At 57.5% G+C, this 23,884-nt stretch carries 20 protein-coding genes and 2 pseudogenes; 15 read left to right on the forward strand and 7 right to left on the reverse strand.

Features of this window, described 5'->3' with window-relative positions; genetic code table 11:
- Positions 1-95 precede the first annotated feature (95 nt).
- Complete coding sequence (locus tag L8V22_RS08535; RefSeq protein WP_238801534.1) at positions 96-2,669, forward strand: hypothetical protein; 2,574 nt, start codon at positions 96-98, stop codon at positions 2,667-2,669.
- A gap of 10 nt (positions 2,670-2,679) precedes the next feature.
- Complete coding sequence (locus tag L8V22_RS08540) at positions 2,680-3,312, forward strand: MOSC domain-containing protein (RefSeq protein WP_238801535.1); 633 nt, start codon at positions 2,680-2,682, stop codon at positions 3,310-3,312.
- Positions 3,313-3,480: 168 nt separating this feature from the next.
- Here the strand turns inward: L8V22_RS08540 and L8V22_RS08545 are convergent, their stop codons facing one another.
- Positions 3,481-4,692 carry an MFS transporter gene (locus tag L8V22_RS08545; RefSeq protein ID WP_238801536.1) on the reverse strand — a complete coding sequence of 404 codons (1,212 nt, stop codon included), beginning with the start codon at positions 4,690-4,692 and terminating at the stop codon, positions 3,481-3,483.
- Between the two features lie 329 nt (positions 4,693-5,021).
- A complete protein-coding gene (locus L8V22_RS08550; RefSeq protein ID WP_238801537.1) occupies positions 5,022-6,497 on the reverse strand; it encodes an NAD-dependent succinate-semialdehyde dehydrogenase in 1,476 nt (491 codons plus the stop codon).
- Positions 6,498-6,827: 330 nt separating this feature from the next.
- On the opposite strand from L8V22_RS08550, the gene L8V22_RS08555 reads away from it, so the two are divergent.
- Genes L8V22_RS08555 through trpA form a run of 6 tightly spaced genes read left to right on the forward strand, consistent with a single transcriptional unit; the run spans position 6,828 to position 13,516 of the window.
- A complete protein-coding gene (locus L8V22_RS08555; protein WP_238801538.1) occupies positions 6,828-8,345 on the forward strand; it encodes an anthranilate synthase component 1 in 1,518 nt (505 codons plus the stop codon).
- Positions 8,342-8,989, forward strand: a complete 648-nt coding sequence (locus L8V22_RS08560; protein WP_238801539.1) for an anthranilate synthase component II — start codon at positions 8,342-8,344, stop codon at positions 8,987-8,989. The genes L8V22_RS08555 and L8V22_RS08560 overlap by 4 nt, the downstream gene beginning before the upstream one ends.
- Before the next feature lies 1 nt (position 8,990).
- Complete coding sequence (gene trpD / locus L8V22_RS08565) at positions 8,991-10,025, forward strand: anthranilate phosphoribosyltransferase (RefSeq protein WP_238801540.1); 1,035 nt, start codon at positions 8,991-8,993, stop codon at positions 10,023-10,025.
- Entirely contained in the window at positions 10,025-11,431 is a 1,407-nt protein-coding gene (trpCF, locus tag L8V22_RS08570) for a bifunctional indole-3-glycerol-phosphate synthase TrpC/phosphoribosylanthranilate isomerase TrpF (RefSeq protein ID WP_238801541.1), read from the forward strand. Before trpD ends, trpCF begins: the two co-directional genes overlap by 1 nt.
- A 13-nt stretch (positions 11,432-11,444) precedes the next feature.
- Positions 11,445-12,650 (forward strand): tryptophan synthase subunit beta, encoded by a 1,206-nt coding sequence (gene trpB, locus L8V22_RS08575; RefSeq protein ID WP_238801542.1) that lies wholly within the window; start codon positions 11,445-11,447, stop codon positions 12,648-12,650.
- On the forward strand, positions 12,650-13,516 hold the full coding sequence (gene trpA / locus L8V22_RS08580) for a tryptophan synthase subunit alpha (protein ID WP_238801543.1): 867 nt from the start codon (positions 12,650-12,652) through the stop codon (positions 13,514-13,516). Before trpB ends, trpA begins: the two co-directional genes overlap by 1 nt.
- A gap of 66 nt (positions 13,517-13,582) precedes the next feature.
- On the opposite strand, the gene L8V22_RS08585 is transcribed toward trpA, so the two are convergent.
- Entirely contained in the window at positions 13,583-14,794 is a 1,212-nt protein-coding gene (locus L8V22_RS08585; protein WP_238801544.1) for a dicarboxylate/amino acid:cation symporter, read from the reverse strand.
- 192 nt (positions 14,795-14,986) lie between these two features.
- Between L8V22_RS08585 and L8V22_RS08590 the strand changes: the two genes are divergently transcribed.
- The 5 genes from L8V22_RS08590 (at position 14,987) to L8V22_RS08610 (ending at position 17,857) form a co-directional block, all read left to right on the forward strand.
- Positions 14,987-15,457: an SdpI family protein gene (locus tag L8V22_RS08590; protein ID WP_238801545.1), complete on the forward strand. Its 471-nt coding sequence runs from the start codon at positions 14,987-14,989 to the stop codon at positions 15,455-15,457.
- Positions 15,458-15,794: 337 nt separating this feature from the next.
- The gene (locus L8V22_RS08595; protein ID WP_238801546.1) at positions 15,795-16,013 is read left to right on the forward strand and encodes a hypothetical protein; all 219 of its coding nucleotides are present in this window, start codon (positions 15,795-15,797) and stop codon (positions 16,011-16,013) included.
- A gap of 86 nt (positions 16,014-16,099) precedes the next feature.
- Complete coding sequence (locus L8V22_RS08600; protein ID WP_238801547.1) at positions 16,100-16,465, forward strand: Rieske (2Fe-2S) protein; 366 nt, start codon at positions 16,100-16,102, stop codon at positions 16,463-16,465.
- 102 nt (positions 16,466-16,567) lie between these two features.
- A complete protein-coding gene (locus tag L8V22_RS08605) occupies positions 16,568-17,533 on the forward strand; it encodes a bile acid:sodium symporter family protein (protein WP_269966463.1) in 966 nt (321 codons plus the stop codon).
- Positions 17,534-17,548: 15 nt separating this feature from the next.
- Positions 17,549-17,857: a hypothetical protein gene (locus L8V22_RS08610; RefSeq protein ID WP_238801549.1), complete on the forward strand. Its 309-nt coding sequence runs from the start codon at positions 17,549-17,551 to the stop codon at positions 17,855-17,857.
- 16 nt (positions 17,858-17,873) lie between these two features.
- Here L8V22_RS08610 and L8V22_RS08615 read toward each other — a convergent pair.
- The 4 genes and pseudogenes from L8V22_RS08615 to L8V22_RS08630 all read right to left on the reverse strand — a co-directional run bounded on the left by L8V22_RS08615 (position 17,874) and on the right by L8V22_RS08630 (position 21,005).
- Positions 17,874-18,205, reverse strand: a pseudogene (locus L8V22_RS08615) (branched-chain amino acid transporter permease).
- Positions 18,205-18,933 (reverse strand): AzlC family ABC transporter permease, encoded by a 729-nt coding sequence (locus L8V22_RS08620; protein ID WP_238801550.1) that lies wholly within the window; start codon positions 18,931-18,933, stop codon positions 18,205-18,207. Before L8V22_RS08620 ends, L8V22_RS08615 begins: the two are co-directional and overlap by 1 nt.
- 39 nt (positions 18,934-18,972) lie before the next feature.
- Positions 18,973-19,569 (reverse strand): YqgE/AlgH family protein, encoded by a 597-nt coding sequence (locus L8V22_RS08625; protein WP_238801577.1) that lies wholly within the window; start codon positions 19,567-19,569, stop codon positions 18,973-18,975.
- The gene (locus L8V22_RS08630) at positions 19,569-21,005 is read right to left on the reverse strand and encodes a CCA tRNA nucleotidyltransferase (protein WP_238801551.1); all 1,437 of its coding nucleotides are present in this window, start codon (positions 21,003-21,005) and stop codon (positions 19,569-19,571) included. Before L8V22_RS08630 ends, L8V22_RS08625 begins: the two co-directional genes overlap by 1 nt.
- 88 nt (positions 21,006-21,093) lie before the next feature.
- Between L8V22_RS08630 and L8V22_RS08635 the strand changes: the two are divergent.
- Both L8V22_RS08635 and L8V22_RS08640 read left to right on the forward strand, forming a co-directional pair.
- Positions 21,094-21,687: pseudogene (locus L8V22_RS08635) on the forward strand (NUDIX hydrolase); the annotation flags it as partial.
- Positions 21,687-23,882, forward strand: coding sequence for a DUF6049 family protein (locus L8V22_RS08640; RefSeq protein ID WP_238801552.1), 2,196 nt, complete (start codon positions 21,687-21,689; stop codon positions 23,880-23,882). The pseudogene L8V22_RS08635 and the gene L8V22_RS08640, both read left to right, overlap by 1 nt.
- The last annotated feature ends 2 nt before the right edge of the window (positions 23,883-23,884 follow it).

The raw sequence follows: 23,884 nt of genomic DNA on the forward strand, positions 1-23,884 counted from the left end.
AAAATCTCCGCCAGACTCACCCCCGGCTTTCGGGTCATTTCCCCCGCTCGCAGCCAAAATGCAGATCTGCATGAAAATGATCTAGGCTGGGGTAAATGAGCCAGGAGAAGTTTCGCAGCCAGCTTTCATCTTTTGCAGACGCAGCGGTATTTCAGGGGATTCCGCACCTGCGCCTCTCCCCAGCTACCCACACTTTGGAGCTGTACCTACCAGCCTTAACCGCAGGTTATGAGCCAGAGGATCCCCAGTGGTCCGTGTCCGCTCAGCTGCTCGACGACAGCGAGGACACTCGTAAGTTCTACTACGTGGAGGGCGAGGAGCCCGGGCTGTGGATCAGCATGCCCCACCCCTTTAGCCACCTGAGCGTCTCCTTTGAAGAGCACACCTTGGAATTCGCTGGCGTGGCCAATGGCGGCTTAGTGCTGGATTCCACCCATCGGCCGCTCGATACCACCGCAGCGATACCTAAGGGCTCATATACCTTCATCGCCCCTGCTGGCACGGAATTCACCAAGGCTAAGGCCGGCGAGGCTCGCTCACACGGCGCCTGGGAAGGTTGGTCCATCTTCCCGCTAGAGGTGAGTCAGTCCTTCACGGTGGAGGCACCGCAACAAGAGCCCGCCACCATCAAGGTGTCTGGCAGCCCTGACTTTGCCTGGGATATGGCCGTCAAGTCGCTGCCCAATGCCCACGGGCTGGATGGTGAGCTGGTCTATACCCAGTCACCTCGCGTCATCGCCAATACCGAGCTCAGCATGGAGCTGACCTATGTCCCCATGGGTGGGGAAGAAGAGGCCGTGCTGGAAGACGAGCTACCGGAGGGCATCCACGAGGTGCTCCCGGCAGACGCCTTCGAAGATCCTTGGGTAGGCCGCTACCGCTTCACCCTGTACAAGGACGAGGAACTGGTAGATATCCAGTATCTCAATTTTGCGGAATCACTCCACATGCGAGCTAAGAACGAAGGCCCACGCGGGACTAACTTCCGCTTTATTGATGCCTTGGGCAACCTTTCGCCCTTTAGCTATGCCTTAGCCTCTGCGCCGGGTAAATCCATCCAGATGGAAAAAGGCCAGCGTGTCTTCGGTGAGGACGAGAGCGTGCGCGAGGAGACCATCGGCAGCGAGGCCGGCTATGAGCTGACCTTCCAGGTGGAACCGGCAACGATTCGTACCCGCGTCAAGCGCACCGCGGCCGAGCCCGTGGACTACCTGGATAAGCAGGTCATCCTGGCAGATCAGCTCGATGCCGATGCGCTTTTTACCATCCACTCGCCAGAGCCTTTGCCGCTAGCAAAATTCGTGGTCATTGACAAAAACCAGAAGATTAAGGACCTTGTCACGGCCAATGGCTCTACCGAGGCGGCTACCAGCCTCTCCGTGCCGAACCGCGCGCTGAAGTCTGCGCTGACGAAAAAGACCTCGCTGGAGCTTTATCTCTTGTGGTCCACGCTCTCCTATGAGGAGTACCTCGAGGGTCTGCCGGAAAAGGAGCGCGCAGCGCACCAAAAGCGTAGCTTTGAGCGTCGCGTCATGGAATATGAAGCCACTGCAGCCAGCGATCTCATCTATGCCGCCATCGCCACCGTGCGTAAGGCGCCGTTGGTCTCCCGCGCCACCATCGAGGATGGCATCCTCGTCCCCGAGCAGCCGCACGAAGAAGAGGTTGAGCTACTGGCTTGGGCTTGGCCGCTGGGCAATCCTGCGGGGGAACCGCAACCGCTTGAGCCCACCGAAGAAGGCTTTGAGCTGCCCGAGGAGCTGCTGGATGCCGGCCACCTCATCGTGGATTTCCGAGAGGACGAACCGGCCAGCGACTTAGCCGCGCCGCAGTACCCACCGGCAAGCGCGCTCATCATCTTCCAAGATGGTGAAACCGAAAACACTGAGGGCATGTGGCCCACCTACGCGGCTATGCGCCGCCTAGCTCCCAAGGCCAAGGACACCTTCGAGGGAATCATCAAGGAGATCGAAGCCGATCCGCGCGCCAGCGTGGATGCCCTTATGACCGCGGACTTTGAGCCGGGCCAGCGCATACGCGCCTTTGTCCGCACCGGATTGGTCTCCCGCGATTTCCGCCGCGAAGAGCCAGCCGGCGAGCCTTCCTCACTACTAGCAGCGCTTGCCGACGCCGCGCATGACTACGTCGCAGCCCACGGCTCCACCTCGCTCGCGCAGGTGCCGTCCACCGGCGTCGACGATGTCACCCGCCCAATGCTGCTGATGAGTGCCACGGGTGAGGCACCCACGCCATCGACAGACAGCGATCAGCTCTGCGATGATGCTCACCGAGTCGCAGCACTACGCGAGTGCTTTGCCAACGACCTCGCACTCACCCGCCTGGGCACCATCTCCAACCTGCGGAGCACCGCCATGCAGCTGCGCGTGACACTGCAACAACTGGGTGTGGATAAGTCTGTCCTGCACACTTTGCTAGCGCTGGATGCCTTTGGTGATGGCAATTCGGAGCTCGGCGATTCCGCTTGGATGCCGTTTATCTCCTATGTCTTTGCCATTACGGCGCGCGGTGTAGCCAATGGCAAGCTGGCTGACCCCGCTTTCGCCGCCACGCTTGACGGCGCCCTCCCGCAGCTAGCCGAGGCCGTCTCCCTCGCTCCGCAGCTGTTTTATCGCGATATTCTCACCGCGGAGGCGCTCACACTCAGCTAGTGTGACAGGCATGCAGGTCATTTCCACCAATGTCGCCGTCCGCCGGCCGGATCCGAGCGGGCGGCATGAGTTCTCAGGCATCGACAAGAAACCTCAGGATTTTATCGAGCTGGCAGCCCCCGGCCCCAATTATGGAGATGGCTCTGGCGTCTACGGCGATATAATTGGCGATACCCAACATCATGGCGGCAATGATAAAGCCGTCTATGCCTACGCCCGCGAAGAATTGGATTACTGGCAATCCGAGCTTTCCCGCCCGCTGGCTTCCGGTTGCTTTGGCGAGAACCTCACCACACAGGGTGTCGATCTGTCCGCTCTACTCATCAACCAACGCCTCCAAATCGGCACCGCTGTACTTGAGGTATCCGTGCCCCGCCAGCCTTGTGCCACCTTCGCCGGATGGTTAGGGGAGCGCGGCTGGCTCAAGCGTTGGACCGCGCGCGGCGATTGCGGCACCTACTTGCGCATCATTTCCCCTGGCCGCATTCGCCCCGGCGACAGCATCGATTTGGATGCGCCACCCAACCACGAGATCACCATGCGCATGGCCTTTGCCGCCAAGATGGGTGACCGTATCCTTGCACGGCGCGTTATCGAGGCCGACTGCTTGCCCGCTCACCAGCAAAATAAGCTTCGCACCTAGCCGTACACCCTAAACTCTTTTTCGGCGAGTTTTCCGTCCCTGCGCTTAGCGCCATCGCCGGCCTCGAGACTCTTAAACTAGAACCTCACGGTCTACCTAATGCGAAAGCACACCAGCCTCGATGGCTGGTGCGCTTTTAATGCTTCAGGCTAAGAGGGGAGTGCCGTGTTACTTACCTTCGTCGAAGTGTAGATGGTGCCCCTTGGCCTTGGGGAAGCGACCGTGCACAAAGAAGTAGTAGATGGCTGCGATGACTACGAGGGCCGCAAGGATGAGGTACATGGTGTCAAAGCCGGTTGCTTCGACAATGGGGCCTAGGCCGAACGGAGCCAGGCCAATGCCTAGGTCCATCAGGAGGAACATGGTGGAGATACCCGCGCCCATCTGTGCGGTGGGTACCGAGCGCACAGAGATGGCCTGGCATGCGGGGCTCAGGGTGCCGAAACCCAAGCCGGTGCAGGCGCCTGCAACCACCAGCATGACGTCGTTGGTGGGGAAGCCCATGAGGAGCAGAGCGATAATAAAGGCTGCAAGGCCGAGGTACATCACGGCGTTATCGCCCTTATGGTCTTGGATGCGGCCCAAAACAAAGCGCATGATAAGCATGGTTACCGCATAACCAATAAAGAACAGACCTGCGCCAGTCGCAAGGTCTTCCTTGCGCGCATAAGCGTTGAGATAGGTAACCACACCGGAGTAGGCGATTCCGACCAACAACATAAACAGGCCGATGGGAACCACGTTGGGGTGCACGGCATTGCGCAAAGTAAAGGCCGGCTTCTCGGCGGAAACCTCAGCTGGGTAGCGCAGCACCAAGGCCAGGACCAAAGACACGACATTAGCGCCTAGCGCTACAGCGAAAAGCGTGTTGTAGCCGATGTTATTTGCCAGGAACAGGCCAAGGGCTGGGCCGAAGGCCGTTGCCAAGGTAGTGCCGAGGGCGAAGTAACCGGTACCCTCCGCGCGGCGCTCGTGCGGAATGACGGATTGCGCCACTGCCATAAGCGCGGTGGAGGTCAAAGCGTACCCCGTGCCGTGCAGGAAACGGACGACGATGAGAACGGCAACGTTCTGCGCAAAAAAATACGCCACAGCAACAACTGTGACGAAGACTAGGGAGGTCAAGGCGGCCTTCTTGTGACCTACTCGGTCCACGAGCCAGCCAGAAAAGACGCGCATACACGTCGCACCCAAAACGAAGGCACTGGACGCAAAACCACCCACGGTATCCGATGCCCCGAAGCTCTCTACTGCGTAGAGGGCCATGGTGGTCACGGACAGGTAGAAGACCAAAAACTGACAGAAATTAGCCACCCACGCGAGAACGAACGTGGGCGTAATCAGCTGCGGCTTATCCGCTGCAGATTCTGTAGACGTCATGTACTCACTCCAAATAACAAAAAGAAAATTCCCTCTCCACGAGCGGGCCATTAGGCCACGCTTCGCAGATGAAGGAAATACAAATTAAATTTTACGGAGAGGAACTATACGCTCTGCAGGTTTCAAAAGGTTAATCAAAAGACTCTCTTGACCCTCTTCGGCACCGCTTTTTGTACTCCAATGGAAGTAATAACGAGGCTTTGTGCAGGCTAAACAGCCTCGGGTAGGGAAATATGCCACGTGTTTGACATTGTTTATATTATGAGACCTCGGCCGAGTCCCAAAGGGGACCCAGCCAACCTTTGCGTCTTGGTCAAATGCTAGCGCTTCTAGACATTGGCATAAGGGTCGCGGATACCCAGGTATTGAACTGAGGTATATTCCTCAATACCCTCAGCGCCACCTTCGCGGCCCAAACCGGATTGCTTGACGCCACCGAATGGGGCAGCGGCGTTGGAGATGACGCCGGCGTTGAATCCCATCAGGCCGAATTCGAGGCCGTCGGCCACGCGCCACAGGCGGTCGGAGTCTTCCGTAAACACATAGGACGCAAGACCATATTCCGTCTCGTTTGCTAGCTCTAGGGCTTCCGCCTCCTCGGTGAAGGTAAGGATGGGCGCAACTGGGCCGAAGATTTCCTCCTGGGCCACGCGGGTTTCACGTGAAACATTGCTCAGGATCGTGGGGGCATAAAAGTGCCCCTCGCCCTCGCCACGTTTGCCACCGGTGATAACGGTGGCGGCCTTTTCCACTGCGTCATCCACTAGGGCAGCAATATTGTCGAGCGCTTTAGCTTCAACGAGGGGACCGCATGTAACGCCTTCGTCCAAACCATTGCCCACGACGAGCTTATTAAACTCCGCCGCCAACTTTTGCGTAAACTCCTCCGCCACGGACTCGTGCACTAGGAAACGGTTGGCTGCGGTGCAGGCCTCACCAATATTGCGCATCTTCGCAGCCATGGCTCCCGCTACAGCTTGATCGATATCCGCATCCTCAAAGACGATGAACGGGGCATTACCGCCCAGCTCCATGGAGGTGCGCAGCACATTATCCGCGGCGCCCTTTAGTAGCGTCTTTCCCACCGGGGTGGAGCCGGTGAAGGAGAGCTTGCGCAGGCGGGCGTCGGCAAGCAGAGGCTCCGAAATGGCCGAGGCAGAACTTCCAGAGACCACATTGAGCACACCCTTGGGCAGGCCAGCATCGAGCATGGTTTGCGCGAAGTACTGCGAAGTCAGCGGGGTAAGCTTGGCCGGTTTCAGGACCATGGTGCAGCCTGCCGCAACGGCAGGGGCCACCTTGCGCGTTGCCATCGCGAGGGGAAAGTTCCACGGGGTAATCAGCAAGCATGGCCCGACCGGCTTGCGGCGTGTGACCATACGCAAAGTGCCCTCCGGAACGGGGGAGTAGCGACCATAGTCACGCGTTGCCTCCTCACTAAACCATCGCAGATACTCAGCGCCATAGGTGACCTCACCTTGAGATTCGGCAAGGGGCTTTCCCATTTCAAGGGTCATCAGCGTCGCGAACTCATCGGCCCGCTCGTGCACCAGCTCGAAGGCCCGGCGGAGGATATTGGCCCGCTCGCGCGGCGTGGTTCGTGCCCACTCATCTTGCACCGCACAAGCAGCGTCAAGGGCGGCTACCGCGTCTGCGGAGTTTGCAGATTCTAGCGTGGCTATGGTCTCTCCGGTTGCGGGATTTTCCACCGTGAAAGTTTCACCGGACGATGCCTTTCGCCACTCGCCCCCAATCAGAAGTTTGGTAGGAACCTTTGCCAATACCTCGCTCGGATTTGAAGTCATTTACATCACCTTTCTTCTCTTTCTTAATGGATCCAACAGTACCGCACTCGTTTCCCTCAGGTGCGAATACCAATTGCGTTCTTAGAAAGCCAGCTTGCGCCGCGAGAATATTTTTCGGAAATATCTTCCGCTTTATAGAAATCTGGGTTAGAGTAGCTGACATGAAGAACATGACTACTACTTGGTGGTGGCTCGCTTAACCCGCGGGCCATTCTTCGCAACCAATTTTTAGGCTCGCATTCTGCGGGCCTTTTGGCGTTTTGGTGCCTCTGCTCGTGGAAGCTCAACTTTCGTTTCCCCATTCCCCATACCCACCGAAAGGGCACTGCAATGCCATACACCGCTACCCGCGACATACCCTACGGTAATGATGCGGCCGCCATTTTTGACGGCCTCGCGCAATCGCACGACTCCCTGTTGCTCGAGAGCGCAGACATTGAGACTAAGAAAAGCCTCAACTGCCTCGCTATCCTAAGGGCAGCACTCAAAGTCACGTGCCACGGCCACAGGGTCGAGGTACAGGTCCTCACAAAAGCGGGGGAGACTCTCCTTCCTTCCCTCTGCGATCGGTTCCGCCAGCGCGTAGTTTCACGTGAAACTACTACCGCTGTATTCGAGTTTTCCCCTTCCGCCCAACCCGACGAGCGGAAGCGACTCCTTGCCGAATCTACCGCTGACATTCTGCGTTTCCTGCAACTGGAGGCCACCTATTCCTCTCCGTTATTGCCATTCCTAGGAGGCGGATTCGCTTATGATTACCTGGCCACCTTCGAAGATCTGCCCGAGGTCAAAACGGGGGCAAATACCTACCCGGACTATGAGTTCCTGATTGCCCAAACGGTCCTTGAGGTAAACCACCTTCAGGGGACTGCACGCATAGAAGGCTGGGATATAGACCAAAGCCGCCTTAACGCGGAACTAGATTCCCTAGCGGCGCGGCAAGAGGCTCCACGCCCCACCGCACCACAGAAAGACAAGATCCGTGCGGTGGCTGATACGGATGACGCAGCGTTTCGCGCGGGCGTTGAAAAGCTCCAACGCAATATCCATGCCGGTGATATCTATCAGGTAGTGCCCGCGCGTTCTTTCACCCTGGAATGTCCGAACGCCCTCGCGGCCTACCGGGCGCTACGAGAGACCAACCCTTCGCCCTACATGTTTTACGTTCGTGGTGACGGCTATGAACTATTTGGCGCCTCGCCAGAATCCAACCTCAGGTTTACGCCGGAAGATAGGCAAGTGCAGCTCTATCCCATCGCTGGCACTCGGCCGCGCGGTCTGCGCCGGGACGGCAGTATCAACCATGAACTTGATATCCGCAATGAACTAGAAATGCGTACCGACCAAAAGGAAATTGCGGAGCACACGATGCTGGTGGACCTAGCACGCAATGATCTCGCACGGGTAGCCGTTCCTCGTAGCCGCCAAGTGGCAGAGCTATTGCAGGTGGATCGCTACTCCCGTGTTATGCATTTGGTCTCCCGAGTCACAGCGACGCTCCACCCAGATTTCGATGCGCTCGATGCCTATCGTGCCTGTATGAACATGGGCACCCTGACGGGCGCGCCCAAGCTTCGTGCCACCGAACTAGTGCGTCGAACGGAAGGTACACGGCGCGGATCCTACGGCGGGGCAGTGGGTTACTTGCGCGGCGATGGTGCCATGGATAACTGCATCGTCATCCGCTCCGCCTACGTCCAAGATGGCACCGCAGTGGTGCAAGCCGGTGCTGGTGTTGTCAAAGATTCCGTCCCACAGGCCGAGGCCGATGAAACGGTACATAAGGCCTACGCCGTGCTCAATGCCATTGCCGTGGCTCACGGTGCCGAATTGGAGGTACAACGATGAGTTCGCCACACATTGTCCTTCTGGATAACTACGATTCCTTTGTTTATAACCTCGTCGATGCCCTAGCCGAGTTCGATACCACCGTATTTCGCAATACCGTTGCGGTGGAGGAGGTATTGGGGGCTCGGCCCGACATTATCGTGCTTTCCCCCGGCCCCGGCCATCCACGAGAAGCCGGCTGCATGATGGAGCTTATCGACGCCGCCCTGGGCACCACTCCCATTCTCGGCGTCTGCCTCGGCTTCCAGGCGCTTCTTGAATACCACGGTGGGGTAGTTGCGCCCTGCGGCCCGGTACACGGGAAATCCGTTCCGATGACTCTCACGCCAGCCGGGGCTCAGCATCCCGTCTTCCACGGCCTTGCCATCGATACCGAACCTGGTCAACCGGGTCATCTCGGCACACAAATACCGGTCGCGCGCTACCACTCGCTCGGCTGTACGGATCTCCCGCGCGGAATGCGTTGCCTGGCGCACACCTCCTCAGATATTGGTGAGGTAGCCATGGCCGCAGAGACGCTCGACGGGAGGGCCCTAGGTGTGCAATTCCACCCAGAGTCCATTCTCACACCCACTGGCCCCATCATGCTTGCACGCTGCATTCACCAATTATCTTCCCGCCCCACTATGGAGAAAGAGGACTAAAATGAATCAACCGGCCCTGCGAACCTTGCAAGCCTTTCTCAGCAACCCAGACCCAAACATCGAAGAAGCCACGGAGGTATTTACCCCCTTGGCCGTGGGCGCCTACGACGATATTCATATCGCAGCATTGCTCACCCATATACGCGCCCGTGGCGAAACCTTCCCAGACGTTGCCGGCGCTGCCAAGGCCTTTTTGAAGGTGGGCTATCCATTCCCCATCACTGGAAAGGGTCTCATGGATTCCGCCGGTACTGGCGGCGATGGCGCAAATACCATCAATATAACTACGGGTGCCTCGCTCGTCGCCGCTGCCGGGGGAGTGAAGATGATCAAGCACGGCAACCGCTCGGTCTCTTCCAAGTCTGGATCTGCGGATGTTCTCGAAGCCCTTAATATCCCGCTCGACCTAGATGCCGCCCGAGCGGTCCGCCAATTTGAAGCCTCTAACTTTACGTTCCTGTTCGCCCCGGCCTACAACCCAGCTATCGCCCACGTGCAACCGGTGCGCAAGGCACTGGGCATCCCCACCATATTCAATACCCTCGGACCCCTCTTGTCTCCAGGACGCCCATCGCTCCAAATCATGGGCATTGCAAACCCAGATCAAGGCCAGCTCATTGCGGAGGTCTTCCGAGAACTTGGCCGCGAGCGCGCCTTAGTCGTCCATGGTGCCGGCACGGATGAGATTGCCACTCATGGCACGACGCAGGCTTGGGAGCTCAGGAACAGTGAAATTTTCAACTACCAGCTCACCCCTGAGGATCTCGGCATTGAGCGCCATGAGCTGGCGGAGCTGGCCGGCGGCGATGGCGCTGCAAATGCCCTAGCTCTCCGCGCGGTATTTTCCGGCCGAGGTAAGCCCGCCCATGTGGATGCCATTGCCGCCACTGCCGGAGCCATGTTTTACCTCAACGGGACTACCGAGAGTATCGCGATAGGAGTCGCTCACGCTAAGGATCTTATAAATGGCGGCGCTGTCGACGAGTGGCTCGATATTCACGAAAACGCCAACTATGCAGTAGGGGAGGAGGGCTGATGACGGTGAAGAAATTACCTACCGTGCTCCAAGAGATCGTCGCCCAGCGCCGCACTCATCTGCCGGTCATTCGTGAAAGGTTGTCCCATGTGGACCTCGCTAGCGTGCCACCCTCGGAGCGCTCGCTTGTCAAAGCACTCGATGGCACCAATCGTTTCATCATGGAATGTAAGTCTGCGTCACCATCTCTCGGGTTGATTCGCGCGGACTACCGTCCGGGCGATATCGCCCGCACCTACTCACTCTATGCCTCCGCCATTTCAGTGCTTTGCGAGCCTGAGCGCTTTGGCGGCGACTATGACCATCTGCAAACCGTCGCGCTATCTACCCATCTGCCGGTGCTGTGCAAAGACTTCATTATTGATCCCATTCAGGTTTACGCCGCACGCCACTACGGCGCTGATGCCATCTTGCTCATGATGTCTATCGTTGATGATGACACCTACGTTGAACTCAAGGCGCTGGCTGATGAACTCGAGCTGGACGTCCTGACTGAAGCCATCACAGAGAAAGAAGTCCAACGGGCCTTACAGTTAGGTGCGGATATCATCGGTATCAATAACCGCAACCTCCACGATCTCAGCATCGACCTAGGGCGCACCAATCATCTCGCTTCCCATATTTCAGAAGGAAAGACTATCGTATCGGAGTCTGGAATCCGCGACAACGCCACCGTCCGCCGGCTGGGCTCCCACGTGCACGCATTCCTTGTAGGCTCACAACTCAGCCGCCAAGAGGATATCGATCGGGCAGCTCGCGACCTTGTCTACGGCACCAATAAAGTATGCGGTCTGACGTCTGCCTCCGCTGCGCAAGCGGCGCGCGCCGCAGGGGCCCGTTATGGAGGACTTATCTTCGCGCAGGATTCGCCGCGTGGTGTTTCACGTGAAACCGCGAGAGAGATCATCGCCGCGGAGCCTGGCCTGGACTACGTTGGCGTGACCCGCTCTTCGGATATCGAAGAACTCCGGAGCCTAGCCAAAATCCCCGGGCTCAAGGCCCTTCAGCTCCACGCCCCATTCCAAGGAAGTGGGGAAGCGGAGCGAGCATTCCTACACGCGGTCCGCGGGATCGTGGGTGGATTACCCCTCTGGCGTGCCGTCGATATGCTCGACCCCGAATTTGCAGCATTGGCGACTGACCTTTCCCCAGAAGCAGACGCACTAGTCCTGGACTCCGGAAGTGGCGGGTCAGGAACCGCGTTCGAGTGGAACACCATTCCCCCTGAGGTTAAAGATAAGTCCTTCCTCGCCGGCGGACTCCGGTTGGACAACCTCGAAGAAGCGCTGTCGATAGGCACCATGGGTCTTGACCTCAACTCGGGCCTTGAGTACGCACCCGGCCGAAAGGATGCCTCGCTTGTGTCCCAAGCTTTCAACATCATCCGACGCTATACACACCCATAGAAAGAACACGATCATGACCGTTTCACGTGAAACACTCCTTCCAGCATACTTTGGTGAATTCGGTGGACAGTTCGTCCCTGAATCCCTGATTCCCGCCCTCGACCAACTTGAGAAGGCTTTTGTAGAAGCACAGAATGACCCATCTTTTCGCGAAGAGCTCAGCGGTCTTTTGCGTGACTACCTTGGCCGCCCTACACCACTCACGGAGGCAAAAAACATAGGCGGCAAGGCAAGAATCTTTCTCAAGCGTGAGGACCTCGTACACGGTGGTGCGCATAAGACGAACCAAGTCCTCGGACAAGCCCTCTTGGCTAAACGTATGGGAAAGACTCGCATCATTGCGGAGACGGGAGCGGGCCAGCACGGCACCGCCACCGCACTCGCTTGTGCTCTCTTGGGGCTCGAGTGCGTGATCTATATGGGAGCAAAAGACGTCGCGAGACAGCAACCCAATGTCTTCCGTATGGAGCTGATGAACGCGAAAGTCGTAGCCGTTGATACCGGATCCGGAACACTTAAGGACGCGGTGAATGAAGCGCTCCGCGATTGGACCGCTACATTCCATGAATCCCACTATCTCCTTGGCACTGCGGCGGGACCCCATCCTTTCCCCACGATTGTCCGGGAGTTTCATAAGGTGATTTCCAAGGAAGCTAAGCAGCAGATGCTTGAGCACACCGGTGGTCTTCCGGATGTAGTGGTGGCCTGCGTCGGAGGCGGTTCCAATGCAATCGGCATGTTCGCGGACTTCATAGAGGAAGAACAGGTGGAACTTGTCGGTGCTGAGCCTGGCGGTGAAGGACTGGACTCTGGCAAGCACGGCGCCACCATCAACAACGGAACTGTAGGCATCCTCCACGGCGCACGAAGCTACCTCATGCGGAACACGGACGGTCAAGTGGAAGAATCATATTCCATTTCCGCCGGACTCGACTACCCGGGCGTGGGCCCACAGCATGCTTACCTACACTCCAGCGGACGGGCAAAATACGTTGGCATTACGGACGCCGAGGCATTAGAAGCATTCCAACTACTTTCCCAGCGGGAAGGCATCATCCCCGCCCTTGAATCTTCCCATGCCCTTGCTTACGCATTGAAGCGGAACGACGAAGATATAACCATTTTGGTCTCTCTTTCGGGCCGTGGCGACAAAGATATCGACCATGTTCGCCACACACTTGAGGCCCATCCAGAATTTAAGCTGCAGGAGGAGCACTAATGAGCAACCGATACGAGAACCTATTCCGGTCACTCCACGAAAGGGGAGAGGGCGCGTTCGTCCCCTTCCTCATGTTGGGCGATCCAACCCCAGAGGACGCGCTGGACATAGTGCGCACCGTTGTCGCGGCCGGTGCTGACGCATTAGAACTAGGCGTTCCATTTTCTGATCCCGTGGCCGATGGGCCAACCATTCAGGCGTCTCACCTGAGGGCGCTTGCGGCCGGCGCCACCGTAGATTCCGCCCTAGAACAGGTACGGGCGATTCGCTCAGAATTCCCTGAGCTTCCCATCGGCATGTTGATTTACGGCAACGTGGCTTTCACGCGCGGCTTCAACCGCTTCTATTCCGAGTTCGCGGAAGCAGGTGCGGATAGCATCTTGCTTCCCGACGTCCCCGTACGCGAAGGTGCTCCATTTATCGCTGCAGCAGAAAAGGCTGGCATCGATCCAATCTTCATCGCCCCGGCTCGCGCTTCCGCAAGCACTCTCGAGGGCGTTGCTCACCACTCGCGCGGCTATATCTACGCCATTTCGCGCGATGGCGTGACAGGTACGGAGAGGGAATCTGAGACGCTCGGGCTTGAAGAAGTCGTAGCAAACATCAAAAGATTCGATGGTCCTCCGGTACTGCTCGGCTTCGGCATTTCAGCACCCGAGCATGTACGCGATGCGGTGGCAGCCGGTGCTGAGGGCGCTATTACTGGCTCAGCCATTACTAAGATCATCGATCGCCACGTTTCACGTGAAACGGCTGCAGAGAGCACCCAGATTGAAGGGAATTCAAGCCGCGCTCCCATGGACCCTGCGCTGCACAAAGAACTCGCTGAGTTTGTCACCCGCATGAAGGCGGCGACCCGAAAATAGTCCCACAACGAATCAAACCCCTCGTCTGCTCGCGGCAGCTGACGAGGGGTTTGGTTTAGAGAGCCTCTACACGGTTGCTTTTGCAGATTCCTCTTCGGAGGGTCCATTCTTTTCCCCTGCGAATTTGTCTACGATCATTGCAATGGCGCCGTCGCCGGTGACATTGGCGGCAGTGCCGACCGAGTCGATGGCAATGTAGGCGGCGATCATGAGCGCCACCATGCCATCATCAAAGCCCATCATGTCTGCCAATAGGCCGGCCGCCACCATCACGGCACCACCCGGAACGCCCGGAGCCGCAATCATCATGATTCCCAACAAGAAGATGAAACCAAGTCCGGTACCGGTACTAATATCGAGGTTTGCCATATACACGATCGCAAAGGCATAGAGCGTCAGCTTAATCATCGAACCGGACAAGTGAATGGTCGCGCACAGCGGGATGACAAAGCTAGCTACCGGCTTGGAAATTCCATTCTTTAGCGTGGACTCCAAAGACACCGGAATAGTCGCGGCAGACGAGGAGGTTCCCAAAGCCGTGAAATAAGCCGGCAGCATATTGCGAAGAGCCTTGAAGGGATTCTTCCCGGTAATCGCACCAGCAATGATGTATTGCAAGACCAGGTAGACCAGGGTCATAACAACCGCCAAAATCAAAACCTTGGCAAAGGCCGAAAGTACCGAGCCCAGATTGCCATTCATGCCCAATCCCAAGAACATGCCAAAGATGTAGAAGGGCAAAATCGGCACAACAAAGCCCCAGATTACCTTGACTACGACGTTCTCCAATTCCTTGGTGACAGCGTACAAGGTATCGGACTTCACTGTAGTCATCGCTACACCGATGCAGAACGACAACAAGAGGGCAGTCATAACCTCAAAAGGCGGTGCCATCTCCACCTCGAAGTAGGGAGAAAGTGCACCCTCATCAATATCGGAGACATTAGTAATCAGATTCTGACCGCTAAGCATGGTGGGGTAGAGCCAGTGGGCAAGCACGTAGGCAAGAAGACCGGCGACAATAGTGGAGCCATAGGATATCCCCGCTGTAACCCCCAGCCACTTACCGGCACCACGCCCAAGCCCCGCAATGGACGGAGCGATCAGCGCGAAAATAAGAACCGGGATAAAGAAGTTGAGAAAGTTGCTAAATAGTCCATTGAAAGTGGCGAATACGCGACCAAACCATTCTGGAGCGAATCGGCTGACCACCACGCCAAGGATGATGGCAACGATAATGCGGAACAGCAAAGATTCCGAAAGTTTCTTGAGATTCATATACTTACAATCAGATCAGGTGCTCCACCTCTAGGACTAGCCGACCGAGGCGAAACAACGCAGTGCGGAGACAGGGGTCGATTCAATATCTATCAACCGACCTTAAATGCATACTACCTGAGCGCACACAGCCACAGAACACTCGGCCTAGGCACAATTTTTATCTCAGCGCTACAGGGTTAAACTGAGTACATGATCGCAGTGGGAATCATCTTCTTAATCCTCGCCGTCCTCCTCATCGTTGTGGGTACCATGGCCGCAACCAAACGCCTCCCCGGAAACAACTACATTGGCTTGCGACTTCAAGAGATCCGCAAATCTCGCGAAGCATGGGATAACGCCCACCGCATCGCTGGTCCATTCTGGATCCTCAGCGGCGTTTGCCTAGTCTTCGGTGGCATCGTTGCACTTAGCGCAGAGGGCTGGATGTGGCTCCTTCCTGCTCTTACCTTTGTGGCGGCAGTTCTCGCCCTTTCTGTAGGTTCCAACCTCGGCTCTCGTGCCGCGTTCCTCTACGAACAGGCACACGCTAATGAAGAAGGTTGTGGGGATTCCTGCAATTGTGGTTCCGAGGGTTGCGGTGGGGAAGAGGCCGCCGCGGCTTCTGCACCCCAGGTCGATGTCAACGCACTCCGTCACGCCGCACGAGAATCTGACAGATAGCAACGTCTGCTGCACCACCACCCCCTCTGGAGAAGAATCACGCCCATCCAGCGGGGGAATTTTTGTAGCTATGCCCCTTCGCTTGCGTAGACCACTGAATGTTTTCCGATAGTAACAGTGACGTTATGGGTCAGGCTTATTACATCTTCTTGTTCAGTCACTTACGATATCGCGTCACCCCTTTTAACATATTGAACCATGCAACCCTAGGCTCTGCGAATAATTGACTTACCGCGCTATTCGCGTTACTGCTAATAACGATGGAGATTGCGTAAAGCTTCCGGGGAACCTAGAGAGTAAAGAGCATCAAAGACCTACGCTAGGCAAAATGATCCATATGAAGAAAAGCACCGCCCTCGCAGCCATCGCCGCTTCGACCTTTGTCATTGGCGCTTACAACGAGCAAGGCCACAAAGAGGCGACACCCACACCGGTAGCGGAGGGGCAGTCAGCACATAGCATCGTTGATGATTTAGGCATTGAATCTGGCACCTATGAACTCACCCCTACGCCTAGTGGTCTCCCTGAAACATGGGAGGGCTATCTGATTAGCTAACTTTCTGTGTTTCACGTGAAACTTTGGATTCGATTGGCCACACAGCTGACGCCCAATGGACCCGCATGACCGGCTAGACTAGGGGCATGACTAAGTGCTCTCGCCGAATCTTCTTGCTTGGTACCGCTACCACCTTTGCAGGTGCCTACGTAGCGGCCTGTGGTTCTTCTCCGTCCGCGGAAATCGCAGCTACGGAAATTCCGGTCGGATCCGCAAAGATTGTAGATGGCGTCATTTTTACTCAGCCGAAAGAAGGTGAGTTCAAGGCCTATTCCCAGACCTGTCCGCACCAGCACAATCCGATCACCAAGATCGATGGCATGACGGCCACCTGCACCGCACATAACACCTCCTATGACCTCAGCGATGGAAGCGTAATCTCCGGACCAGGCCGCGATCCCCTGGAAGAATACGAAGTTAAACAAGACGGCTCTAATGTCACTACGGCCTAGTGCGCATTCCTCCCTCTGTGGTTTCACGTGAAACTACAGAGGGTATATTTTTGCCCCGAGTATTTCCCGAGAAGAAGGAGGGGCCGGGTTTAAACTTTTAGAATGCTGCAGAGTTTAAAGAAGCCCGACCCCCTCATAGTGCTCATCATCTTGGCGGTCACCCTTGCGGTCATTGCACCAGCCCGTGGGGACTTTGCCACGGTATTTGGCCAGCTAACAAACGTTGCTATCGCGTTACTTTTCTTTTTGTACGGCGCTAGGCTCTCCACGCAAGAGGCCCTCAATGGGCTGAAGCATTGGCGCCTACATCTAACAATCCTGGCTTTTACTTTTGTGATCTACCCGCTCATAGGAATAGCGCTGCGGCCACTTACCGCATTCATTTCGCACGACATGTACCTGGGGATCTTATTTCTCACACTTGTACCTTCCACCGTGCAATCTTCGGTTGCTTTCACTTCCATCGCGAAGGGAAACGTTGCAGGCGCAATCGTGTCAGCGTCCACCTCTAACTTGGTTGGAGTATTTATCACCCCTGCACTCGTTATGCTTCTCATGGGAACCGGGGGAGGGGTCCACATTGACACGTCCGTATTTGGAGAAATTGGCCTCCTGTTGCTGGCTCCCTTCGTTCTGGGTCAGCTGACTCGACGTTGGGTTGGAAAATTCGCCCAAAGCAAGGCCACCAAAATAGTAGACCGCGGCTCCATTGCCATGGTGGTGTATTCTGCATTTTCCAAAGGCATGGTGGACGGAATTTGGTCCTCCCTCTCCGTATGGGAGTTGGCTTTCCTTGTCGCATTCGCGGCGATCTTCGTTGCTTTCATGCTGTGGCTCACCAAGAAGGTAAGTGAGAAATTGGGATTCAAGCGTGCCGATACAGTCGCCATCGAGTTCTGTGGATCGAAGAAATCACTAGCCACAGGGCTACCCATGGCCTCGGTTATCTTTGCTTCTGGCGGCACATCCCTTGGTCTACTCATCCTGCCGTTGATGATTTACCACCAGGTCCAGTTAATGATGTGTTCGTGGCTGGCAGCCCGCTACGCCCAGCATGCCACCACATAGCTACACTTAGGTTCTATGGCGAATTACCTATACGTACGAACTGAACTAACCGTGCCCGGCGTAGGCTCGGCAATCCACTTGGCGGAAATGGAAGAGCAAGATGCGCGCAGCTGCCGAATGGTCCGGATGATCGCTCTGGATCCCTCGGATGCCATAGTCGGCGTGGCCACACCGACCAGTTCCACGGGAAACGTGGATCAGCCGCAGGAGGTTGTCCCGCACCCGGATACCTATGATGATTTCCCGGACATTAGCGCCCAGTACGTGGACCCGTCTCACTTCGACGCCCTGTGGTCCGAAGCTACCGCCAAGTTCGGCCTTTAGGTGTCAACCACGGTACCTACAAGACCACGTTAACGAGGAGCATGTAAAAGACGGTTCCTCCGAAAATGGACAACGCTGACTCGCGCCTCCACAGGTGAAGCAGAAAGGTTACAACCACGCCGAGGAGAGCCGCCCAGATGCCCCCGGGGCACCAGTCTGCCCGTGGACGGTATAAACCACCAAAATGGTCATCACACCTACAGGCATCATCATGCCCAGCAGTGAAAAGAACTGGCTATCCTTCATCCATTTCACAAAGGAAAAAGGAAGCTGGCGCAGCACAACGGTAATAAGGCCGACTGGGACCAACACCGCGGCGATAGAAGCAAGGGTAACGCCAGCGGGCATTAGCACCCCTCCCGGCAACTCGTTGGCTCGTCGCGGCGACGCAAGCGAATAGCGGCATCGACGCGAGGAGAAGCGTACCGGATAAGAAGCAAAATGAAGTAGGCAATCAGCGCCACCATGAGCAGTTGTCTTGGGGCGAAGGCAGCGGCGAGGGTTCCCACCACCACGGCGCTTAACGGCAGTGAAAAGTCCTGGTTATTGCGGAAGGACTCCATAGTCAGCACGACAAAAAGGGCAACCAGAGCGAATTCCATGCCCTGCACGGAAGGGGGAATCACTTGGCCAGCGAGGGCACCGACGATGCCGCCGCCTACCCACAGGGCCTGGCAAAAGATTTGGATGGTGAGGATGCGGCTCCCACTCGGGCGGCCATCGGCGGAGAGAGAGGAAACGATGGCATAGGTTTCGTCGGTAAGCGCATATGTGGAATAAGCCCGGCCCACCCGTGAATGAATGCGGTGCCAGGGGAAGGTGAGGCCATAGAAAATATGGCGGAAGTTCACCATGAACCCGGTAACCAACGAGGCAAAGGCGGAAGCCCCACCAGTAACCATGGAAATGGCCAAGAATTCCATGGAGCCGGCGTAGATGACGAGGGAGAAAATCGGCGTCCACCACCAGCTGAAACCGGATTGGTCCATGAGTAAGCCGAAGGCTAGGCCGAGTGGAACAAGGCCGATCGCGGCGGCCCAGGTATCTCTTATTCCTTGAGAAATATCCGCGCGCATGCGGGATAGTCTAGCCCATTGCCTGCAGCGCGATAGGAATTAATTGTCTTCCACGTTGACTGGATATGTGGAATAGAGCGGCAACGGCATGGGTTGACGTTTCATAACATCGGCCCAGAGATCGGCCGGGCCTGGAGTAATAACGTCTTGGGCAAGGGCAGGGGAGACGAACCATTCGCCGGCCTCGATTTCCTCCTCCAGCTGGCCCGGGCCCCATTCGGCATAGCCAGCAAACATTCGCATGCCAGAAACTAGTGGCTCGATCTCTTCTGGGTCTGCGCGCAGGTCCACGTGTGCCAAGCGCGGCGCGAGGCGGGTGAGCCGATCTTGTTTGTCCGGATCGACGCCCTGTTTAGTCTGGGCGAGGCCAACAACGGATTGCTGATTAAGCGGACCGCCAATATACAGCGCCTGCGGCTTAGCCACCACGGGAAGCCATTCCGGCAGTACATTGAAAATAGCTACCTCGGAGCGTTTAGTCAGATCCACGCCAAAGGTCATCATGTCATTGTGCTCAATGACGAGGATGACAGAGCGGGCGAATTCCGGCGAAAGCATGCCCGGGGCAGCGATGAGCAGCTGGCCGGGGGCGGGGTCATTGCGCTCGAGGGCGTTGAATAATCTATCGGCAAACATCACTGTTTAGAATCCCACCACTCGCGCAACTTCGCAATCGCTTCCTCGCGCTCGAGGGGGCCGTGCTCTAGGCGCAGCTCCTTGAGGTAAGACCATGCCTGGCCTACCTCTGGGCCGGGCTTAAGACCGAGGATTTCCATGATCTCATTGCCGTCAAGATCCGGTCGCACGCGAGCGAGGTCCTCCTTGCGGCCGATCTCTTCGATGCGCTCCTCAAGTTGATCGTAGGTGCGCTGGAGTCGGCGCGCCTTTTTAGCATTGCGGGTGGTGCAATCGGCACGCACCAGCTTATGCAGCCGGGGAAGGAGATCACCGGCGTCGGTGACATAGCGGCGGACGGCAGAATCGGTCCACTGATTTTCCCCGAACCCGTGGAAGCGCATATGCAGGTACACCAGCTGGCCGATGGCCTCCGTGGTGGCCTTGGGGTATTTCAACTTGCGCAGGCGCTTGCGGGCAAGCTTGGCGCCCACCACCTCGTGGTGGTGAAAGGAGACCTTGCCATCGGTGTTATCAAAGGTATCCGGCTTGCCAATATCGTGCAGGAGGGCCGCCCAGCGCAGCACCAGGTCCGGGCCATCTTCCTCTTGATCCATGGCCTGACTTAGTACCTTCAGCGAATGAGCGTAGACGTCCTTATGCTGCGCGTGTTCGTCCGCGGTCATGTGCAATGCAGGGATTTCCGGAAAGATATAGTCCGCGATTCCGGTAGAGACCAGCAGGTCAATGCCGTCCCACGGCGCTGTGCCGCAGATGAGCTTATCCAGCTCTACCTGCACGCGCTCTACGGTGATGCGCTGGATCTCGCCGGCCATATTCCGCATGGCATCCACCACGCGGTCGGCCACGCGGAATTCCAACTGGGATGCAAAACGCGCCGCCCGCAGCATGCGGAGAGGATCATCGTGGAAGGAAATTTCCGGCTTATCGGGGGTATCGAGCACCCGGTCGGCCACATCCTGGAGGCCGTGGAGGGGATCGTGGAAGGTAAAAGAGGCGTCGGTAAGCAGCTCAATGGCCATCGCATTGACCTTAAAATCACGCCGCACTAAGTCCCCTTCCAAGGTGTCACCGTAGACCACCTCCGGGTTGCGGGACTGGCCATCATAAGAATCGGAACGGAAGGTAGTGATCTCAATCTGCTGGCCCTTATAGGCCGCGGAAACGGTACCGAAGTCGATGCCGGTATCCCACACAGTTTCGGCCCACTCATCCAGGATCTCTTTAACGACTTCCGGGCGGGCCGGGGTGGTAAAGTCCAGGTCATTTCCCAAGCGGCCCAAAAGCGCATCGCGCACAGAGCCGCCCACAAGGTAGAGCGAGTAGCCACGGGCGGCAAATTTCTCCACCAAACCGCCGAGCAGGTCGCTGAGGGAGGAGACGGTGGATTCCGCGCGGGCAAGAACGCCAATTAGCTGAGTGTCCTGAAAATTCACGGGTGAGAGTCTACTACGATTGGCAGGGATGACTAACCAAGCACAGGGCCCCTCTAAGGGAGGCGGCCGCAACCGTAACCGGTCTCGGCGCAGGCGGCGCCGCCGGCCGGATAATCGCGCGCGCCGCAGCACCCAGCAGCGCAGGCCCTACCGCGGTGGCAATGGCCAATCCACGGCCATGGAAACCCGCGATGAAACCTCCGCAGGCGGCCTTGTTGTCTCTGGTTTGGCGGAATGCGTCGATACCACTGGCCAGGTAGATCTTTCCCGGCTTTATGTGGCGCTCATCGGCCGCCTCGACCGGCGCGGGCGCCTGCTATGGTCCATGCCTAAAGGCCACGTGGAAAATGGCGAGGCCAAGGAAGTCACCGCTGAGCGCGAGGTATGGGAGGAAACCGGCATTTCCGGTGAGGTTTTTGCAGACCTCGGCATGATTGATTATTGGTTCGTCTCTGATGGGGTGCGCATCCATAAGACAGTGCACCATCACTTGCTGCGCTTTGTAGACGGCATCATGAACGATGAGGATCCGGAGGTCACCGAGGTCTCATGGATTCCCGTCTCTGAGCTTATCGAGCATTTGGCCTACGCCGACGAGCGCAAATTGGCGCGCATCGCGCATGATCTCCTCCCCGATCTCGCACGAAAGGAAGCCGCCGCGGGGAAAGTGACCCCACGGTAATGCGCCAACGCCTGAAATCTTGGGCCGCCATGGGCGGCTGCCTGGCGGTAGCGGGGTGGGGGTTGTGCCTGCCGCTGCCAGAGGCCGCCGCGCAGATGGATTCGGCTGCGGAAAAACAGCAGGATATCCAGGCATGGTTGGGCGCGCGCGGGCCGGAGCGGGCCACTCTCGACCTCATTGCGGCCGAACCCTTCGCAGTGGGCAAGGAACTGAAGCTTACCTTCCGGGTGCACAATCCCACCGATGAAGCCATGGAGGATCTCCAGCTCACCAGCCGCCGTGGCGATGCCGTCGAGGATACCGCGCAGGCCCGCACACAGCTGGCCACCGGCGAATTCCCGTATTACGGGCCCAGCACGACCACCGCACCGCTGCAGCCCGGCGAATCCCGAGAGATCACCTTTCAGGTTCCCACCTCCTTACATGGCGAGCAGACCCTAGCCATCGAAGACCCCGGCGCCTATCCACTGCTATTTACCTTCACCGGCACTGTTGGCGGCGAGGCGGTCAGCTTTGCGGAAGAACGCCTAATAGGCCAGGTGCAGGGAAAGAAGCAGGCGCTTGGCGATGCCCCCTCGGATCCCAAGCCCCACGACCTCACCGTGGTCTATCCCATCAGCGCTGATATTGACGCGGTGCCAGGCGGGACTGGGGGAGAGGAGCTCATTCTCACCTCTGATGAGCTAGCCGATGAACTGGCCGAGGGCGGTCGACTCGACCGCTTGTTAAGCACCTACGCCGACCACGATCTGCGGGGAGCAGGCTGCGTCGCCATCGATCCCGCACTTTTAGATACGGTCAACCGCATGGCGGAGGGCTATAAGGTGGGTTCGGACCGCCCGGCTCAGGCGGAGCGTCCTAAACGCCTGCGTGATTCGTGGTTCAATAATAATGACGATGTGCACCTTGAACCCGGCACTGGCAAAGAAGACGCCGCCCGCTGGCTCAAGCGCCTCCGGGAACTCAATTGTTTTATGTCTATGCCGTGGGCAAACGCTAATGCCTCGTCCGTGGCCAAGGCGAATAATCCCTTCCTTACCTACGAAGGACTGCAGCGCGGCAATCACACCATCGAGCGAATCCTCGGCACCAAGCCGGCCACTACCGTGCTCGCGGTGGGCTCCGGCTACGTAGACCAGCAGCTCCCCGAGCCCGCGTTGGTGGCTGATAATACCTCGTGGCCTGGCCACGCCGTGACTTTCGACGCCTCCCTGGGCGCCCTATTGGCCCAAACCGGCTCCAAGCCACAGACGGTGGGCTATTCCAACCCGGAGCTGCGCTACGACTACTCGCTCGATTCCGAACTTTCCCGCGCCATCACCGGCGGTGCTGCCTTGAGCTTGGCCGCTAGCGATGACACCGTGGCGCGTTTGCCCAATTATCTGGATCCCAGCGCCGCCGAATACGCGCTTGACTCCGCCGAAGCGCTTATCAATTCCGGCCAGTCCCATCCGCGTACCGTCGGCAGCCTCAAGAAAAAGACCGCCGCTCCGGGGTCACTGCCTGGCAGTCCCTTTAGTGATCCCGCCGCCTTCGCCGAATCCGATATCGTCCGCGTGGAGCAGCAGGCCCGCTATACCGATGAGCTGATGAATATCATGGTCGATGATCCAGATATCGCACTGACTCCCTATGAATTCGTCCTGCCTTTGCGCCGGGATCTGCTAGCCGCGCTCTCGCTTACCAACCGCGACAGCTTGGGCAGCAATGCTGAAGCGCGGCGAAGGTTCACGCACACCACGGATGTGCATTCGAATACATTGCGGGATCTGCGATCTTCTGTGGCGCTTATCCCACCGGGCAATGTTTATACCCGCGTATCCGAGTCATCGCCACTGCTCATCGTGGCAGAAAATGGCCTTCCGCTACCGGTGGAGGCCAAGCTGCAATACGATGCACCCAATGGCGCGCGCCTCAACACGCCCAAGAGTGTCCGTATTCCGGCCAAGGGCTCTATTACTGTATCCATGACCGCTGATATGCCTAAGGACGTCGATCGCACAGACATCGGCCTCTGGCTTGCCACCCCAGAAAAGCAAACCATTTCAGAGCCGATCAGTATCGCTGTGCAAACGCGTGCCGGTATCGTAAGCGTGTATGGCGTCGGCATAGCCGGCGCTCTTGCGCTGGTTCTAGCCACGCTCTTCCGGCTGGGCCGCCATCGGCGCAAAAAATCACAAAGGCTTAAAAAGTAAGT

This window comes from Corynebacterium yonathiae, from assembly GCF_027570195.1.
Taxonomy (GTDB): Bacteria; Actinomycetota; Actinomycetes; order Mycobacteriales; family Mycobacteriaceae; genus Corynebacterium; species Corynebacterium yonathiae.

Coding starts and splice junctions, on each gene's coding strand:
- L8V22_RS08560 (WP_238801539.1), top strand. CDS start 8,342: ATGAGTTCGCCACACATTGTCCTTCTGGATAACTACGATTCCTTTGTT.
- L8V22_RS08610 (WP_238801549.1), top strand. CDS start 17,549: ATGGCGAATTACCTATACGTACGAACTGAACTAACCGTGCCCGGCGTA.
- L8V22_RS08550 (WP_238801537.1), bottom strand. CDS start 6,497: ATGACTTCAAATCCGAGCGAGGTATTGGCAAAGGTTCCTACCAAACTT.
- L8V22_RS08600 (WP_238801547.1), top strand. CDS start 16,100: ATGACTAAGTGCTCTCGCCGAATCTTCTTGCTTGGTACCGCTACCACC.
- L8V22_RS08640 (WP_238801552.1), top strand. CDS start 21,687: ATGCGCCAACGCCTGAAATCTTGGGCCGCCATGGGCGGCTGCCTGGCG.
- L8V22_RS08620 (WP_238801550.1), bottom strand. CDS start 18,933: ATGCGCGCGGATATTTCTCAAGGAATAAGAGATACCTGGGCCGCCGCG.
- L8V22_RS08605 (WP_269966463.1), top strand. CDS start 16,568: ATGCTGCAGAGTTTAAAGAAGCCCGACCCCCTCATAGTGCTCATCATC.
- L8V22_RS08535 (WP_238801534.1), top strand. CDS start 96: ATGAGCCAGGAGAAGTTTCGCAGCCAGCTTTCATCTTTTGCAGACGCA.
- L8V22_RS08585 (WP_238801544.1), bottom strand. CDS start 14,794: ATGAATCTCAAGAAACTTTCGGAATCTTTGCTGTTCCGCATTATCGTT.
- L8V22_RS08590 (WP_238801545.1), top strand. CDS start 14,987: ATGATCGCAGTGGGAATCATCTTCTTAATCCTCGCCGTCCTCCTCATC.
- L8V22_RS08555 (WP_238801538.1), top strand. CDS start 6,828: ATGCCATACACCGCTACCCGCGACATACCCTACGGTAATGATGCGGCC.
- trpCF (WP_238801541.1), top strand. CDS start 10,025: ATGACGGTGAAGAAATTACCTACCGTGCTCCAAGAGATCGTCGCCCAG.
- trpD (WP_238801540.1), top strand. CDS start 8,991: ATGAATCAACCGGCCCTGCGAACCTTGCAAGCCTTTCTCAGCAACCCA.
- L8V22_RS08540 (WP_238801535.1), top strand. CDS start 2,680: ATGCAGGTCATTTCCACCAATGTCGCCGTCCGCCGGCCGGATCCGAGC.
- trpB (WP_238801542.1), top strand. CDS start 11,445: ATGACCGTTTCACGTGAAACACTCCTTCCAGCATACTTTGGTGAATTC.
- trpA (WP_238801543.1), top strand. CDS start 12,650: ATGAGCAACCGATACGAGAACCTATTCCGGTCACTCCACGAAAGGGGA.
- L8V22_RS08625 (WP_238801577.1), bottom strand. CDS start 19,569: ATGTTTGCCGATAGATTATTCAACGCCCTCGAGCGCAATGACCCCGCC.
- L8V22_RS08545 (WP_238801536.1), bottom strand. CDS start 4,692: ATGACGTCTACAGAATCTGCAGCGGATAAGCCGCAGCTGATTACGCCC.
- L8V22_RS08595 (WP_238801546.1), top strand. CDS start 15,795: ATGAAGAAAAGCACCGCCCTCGCAGCCATCGCCGCTTCGACCTTTGTC.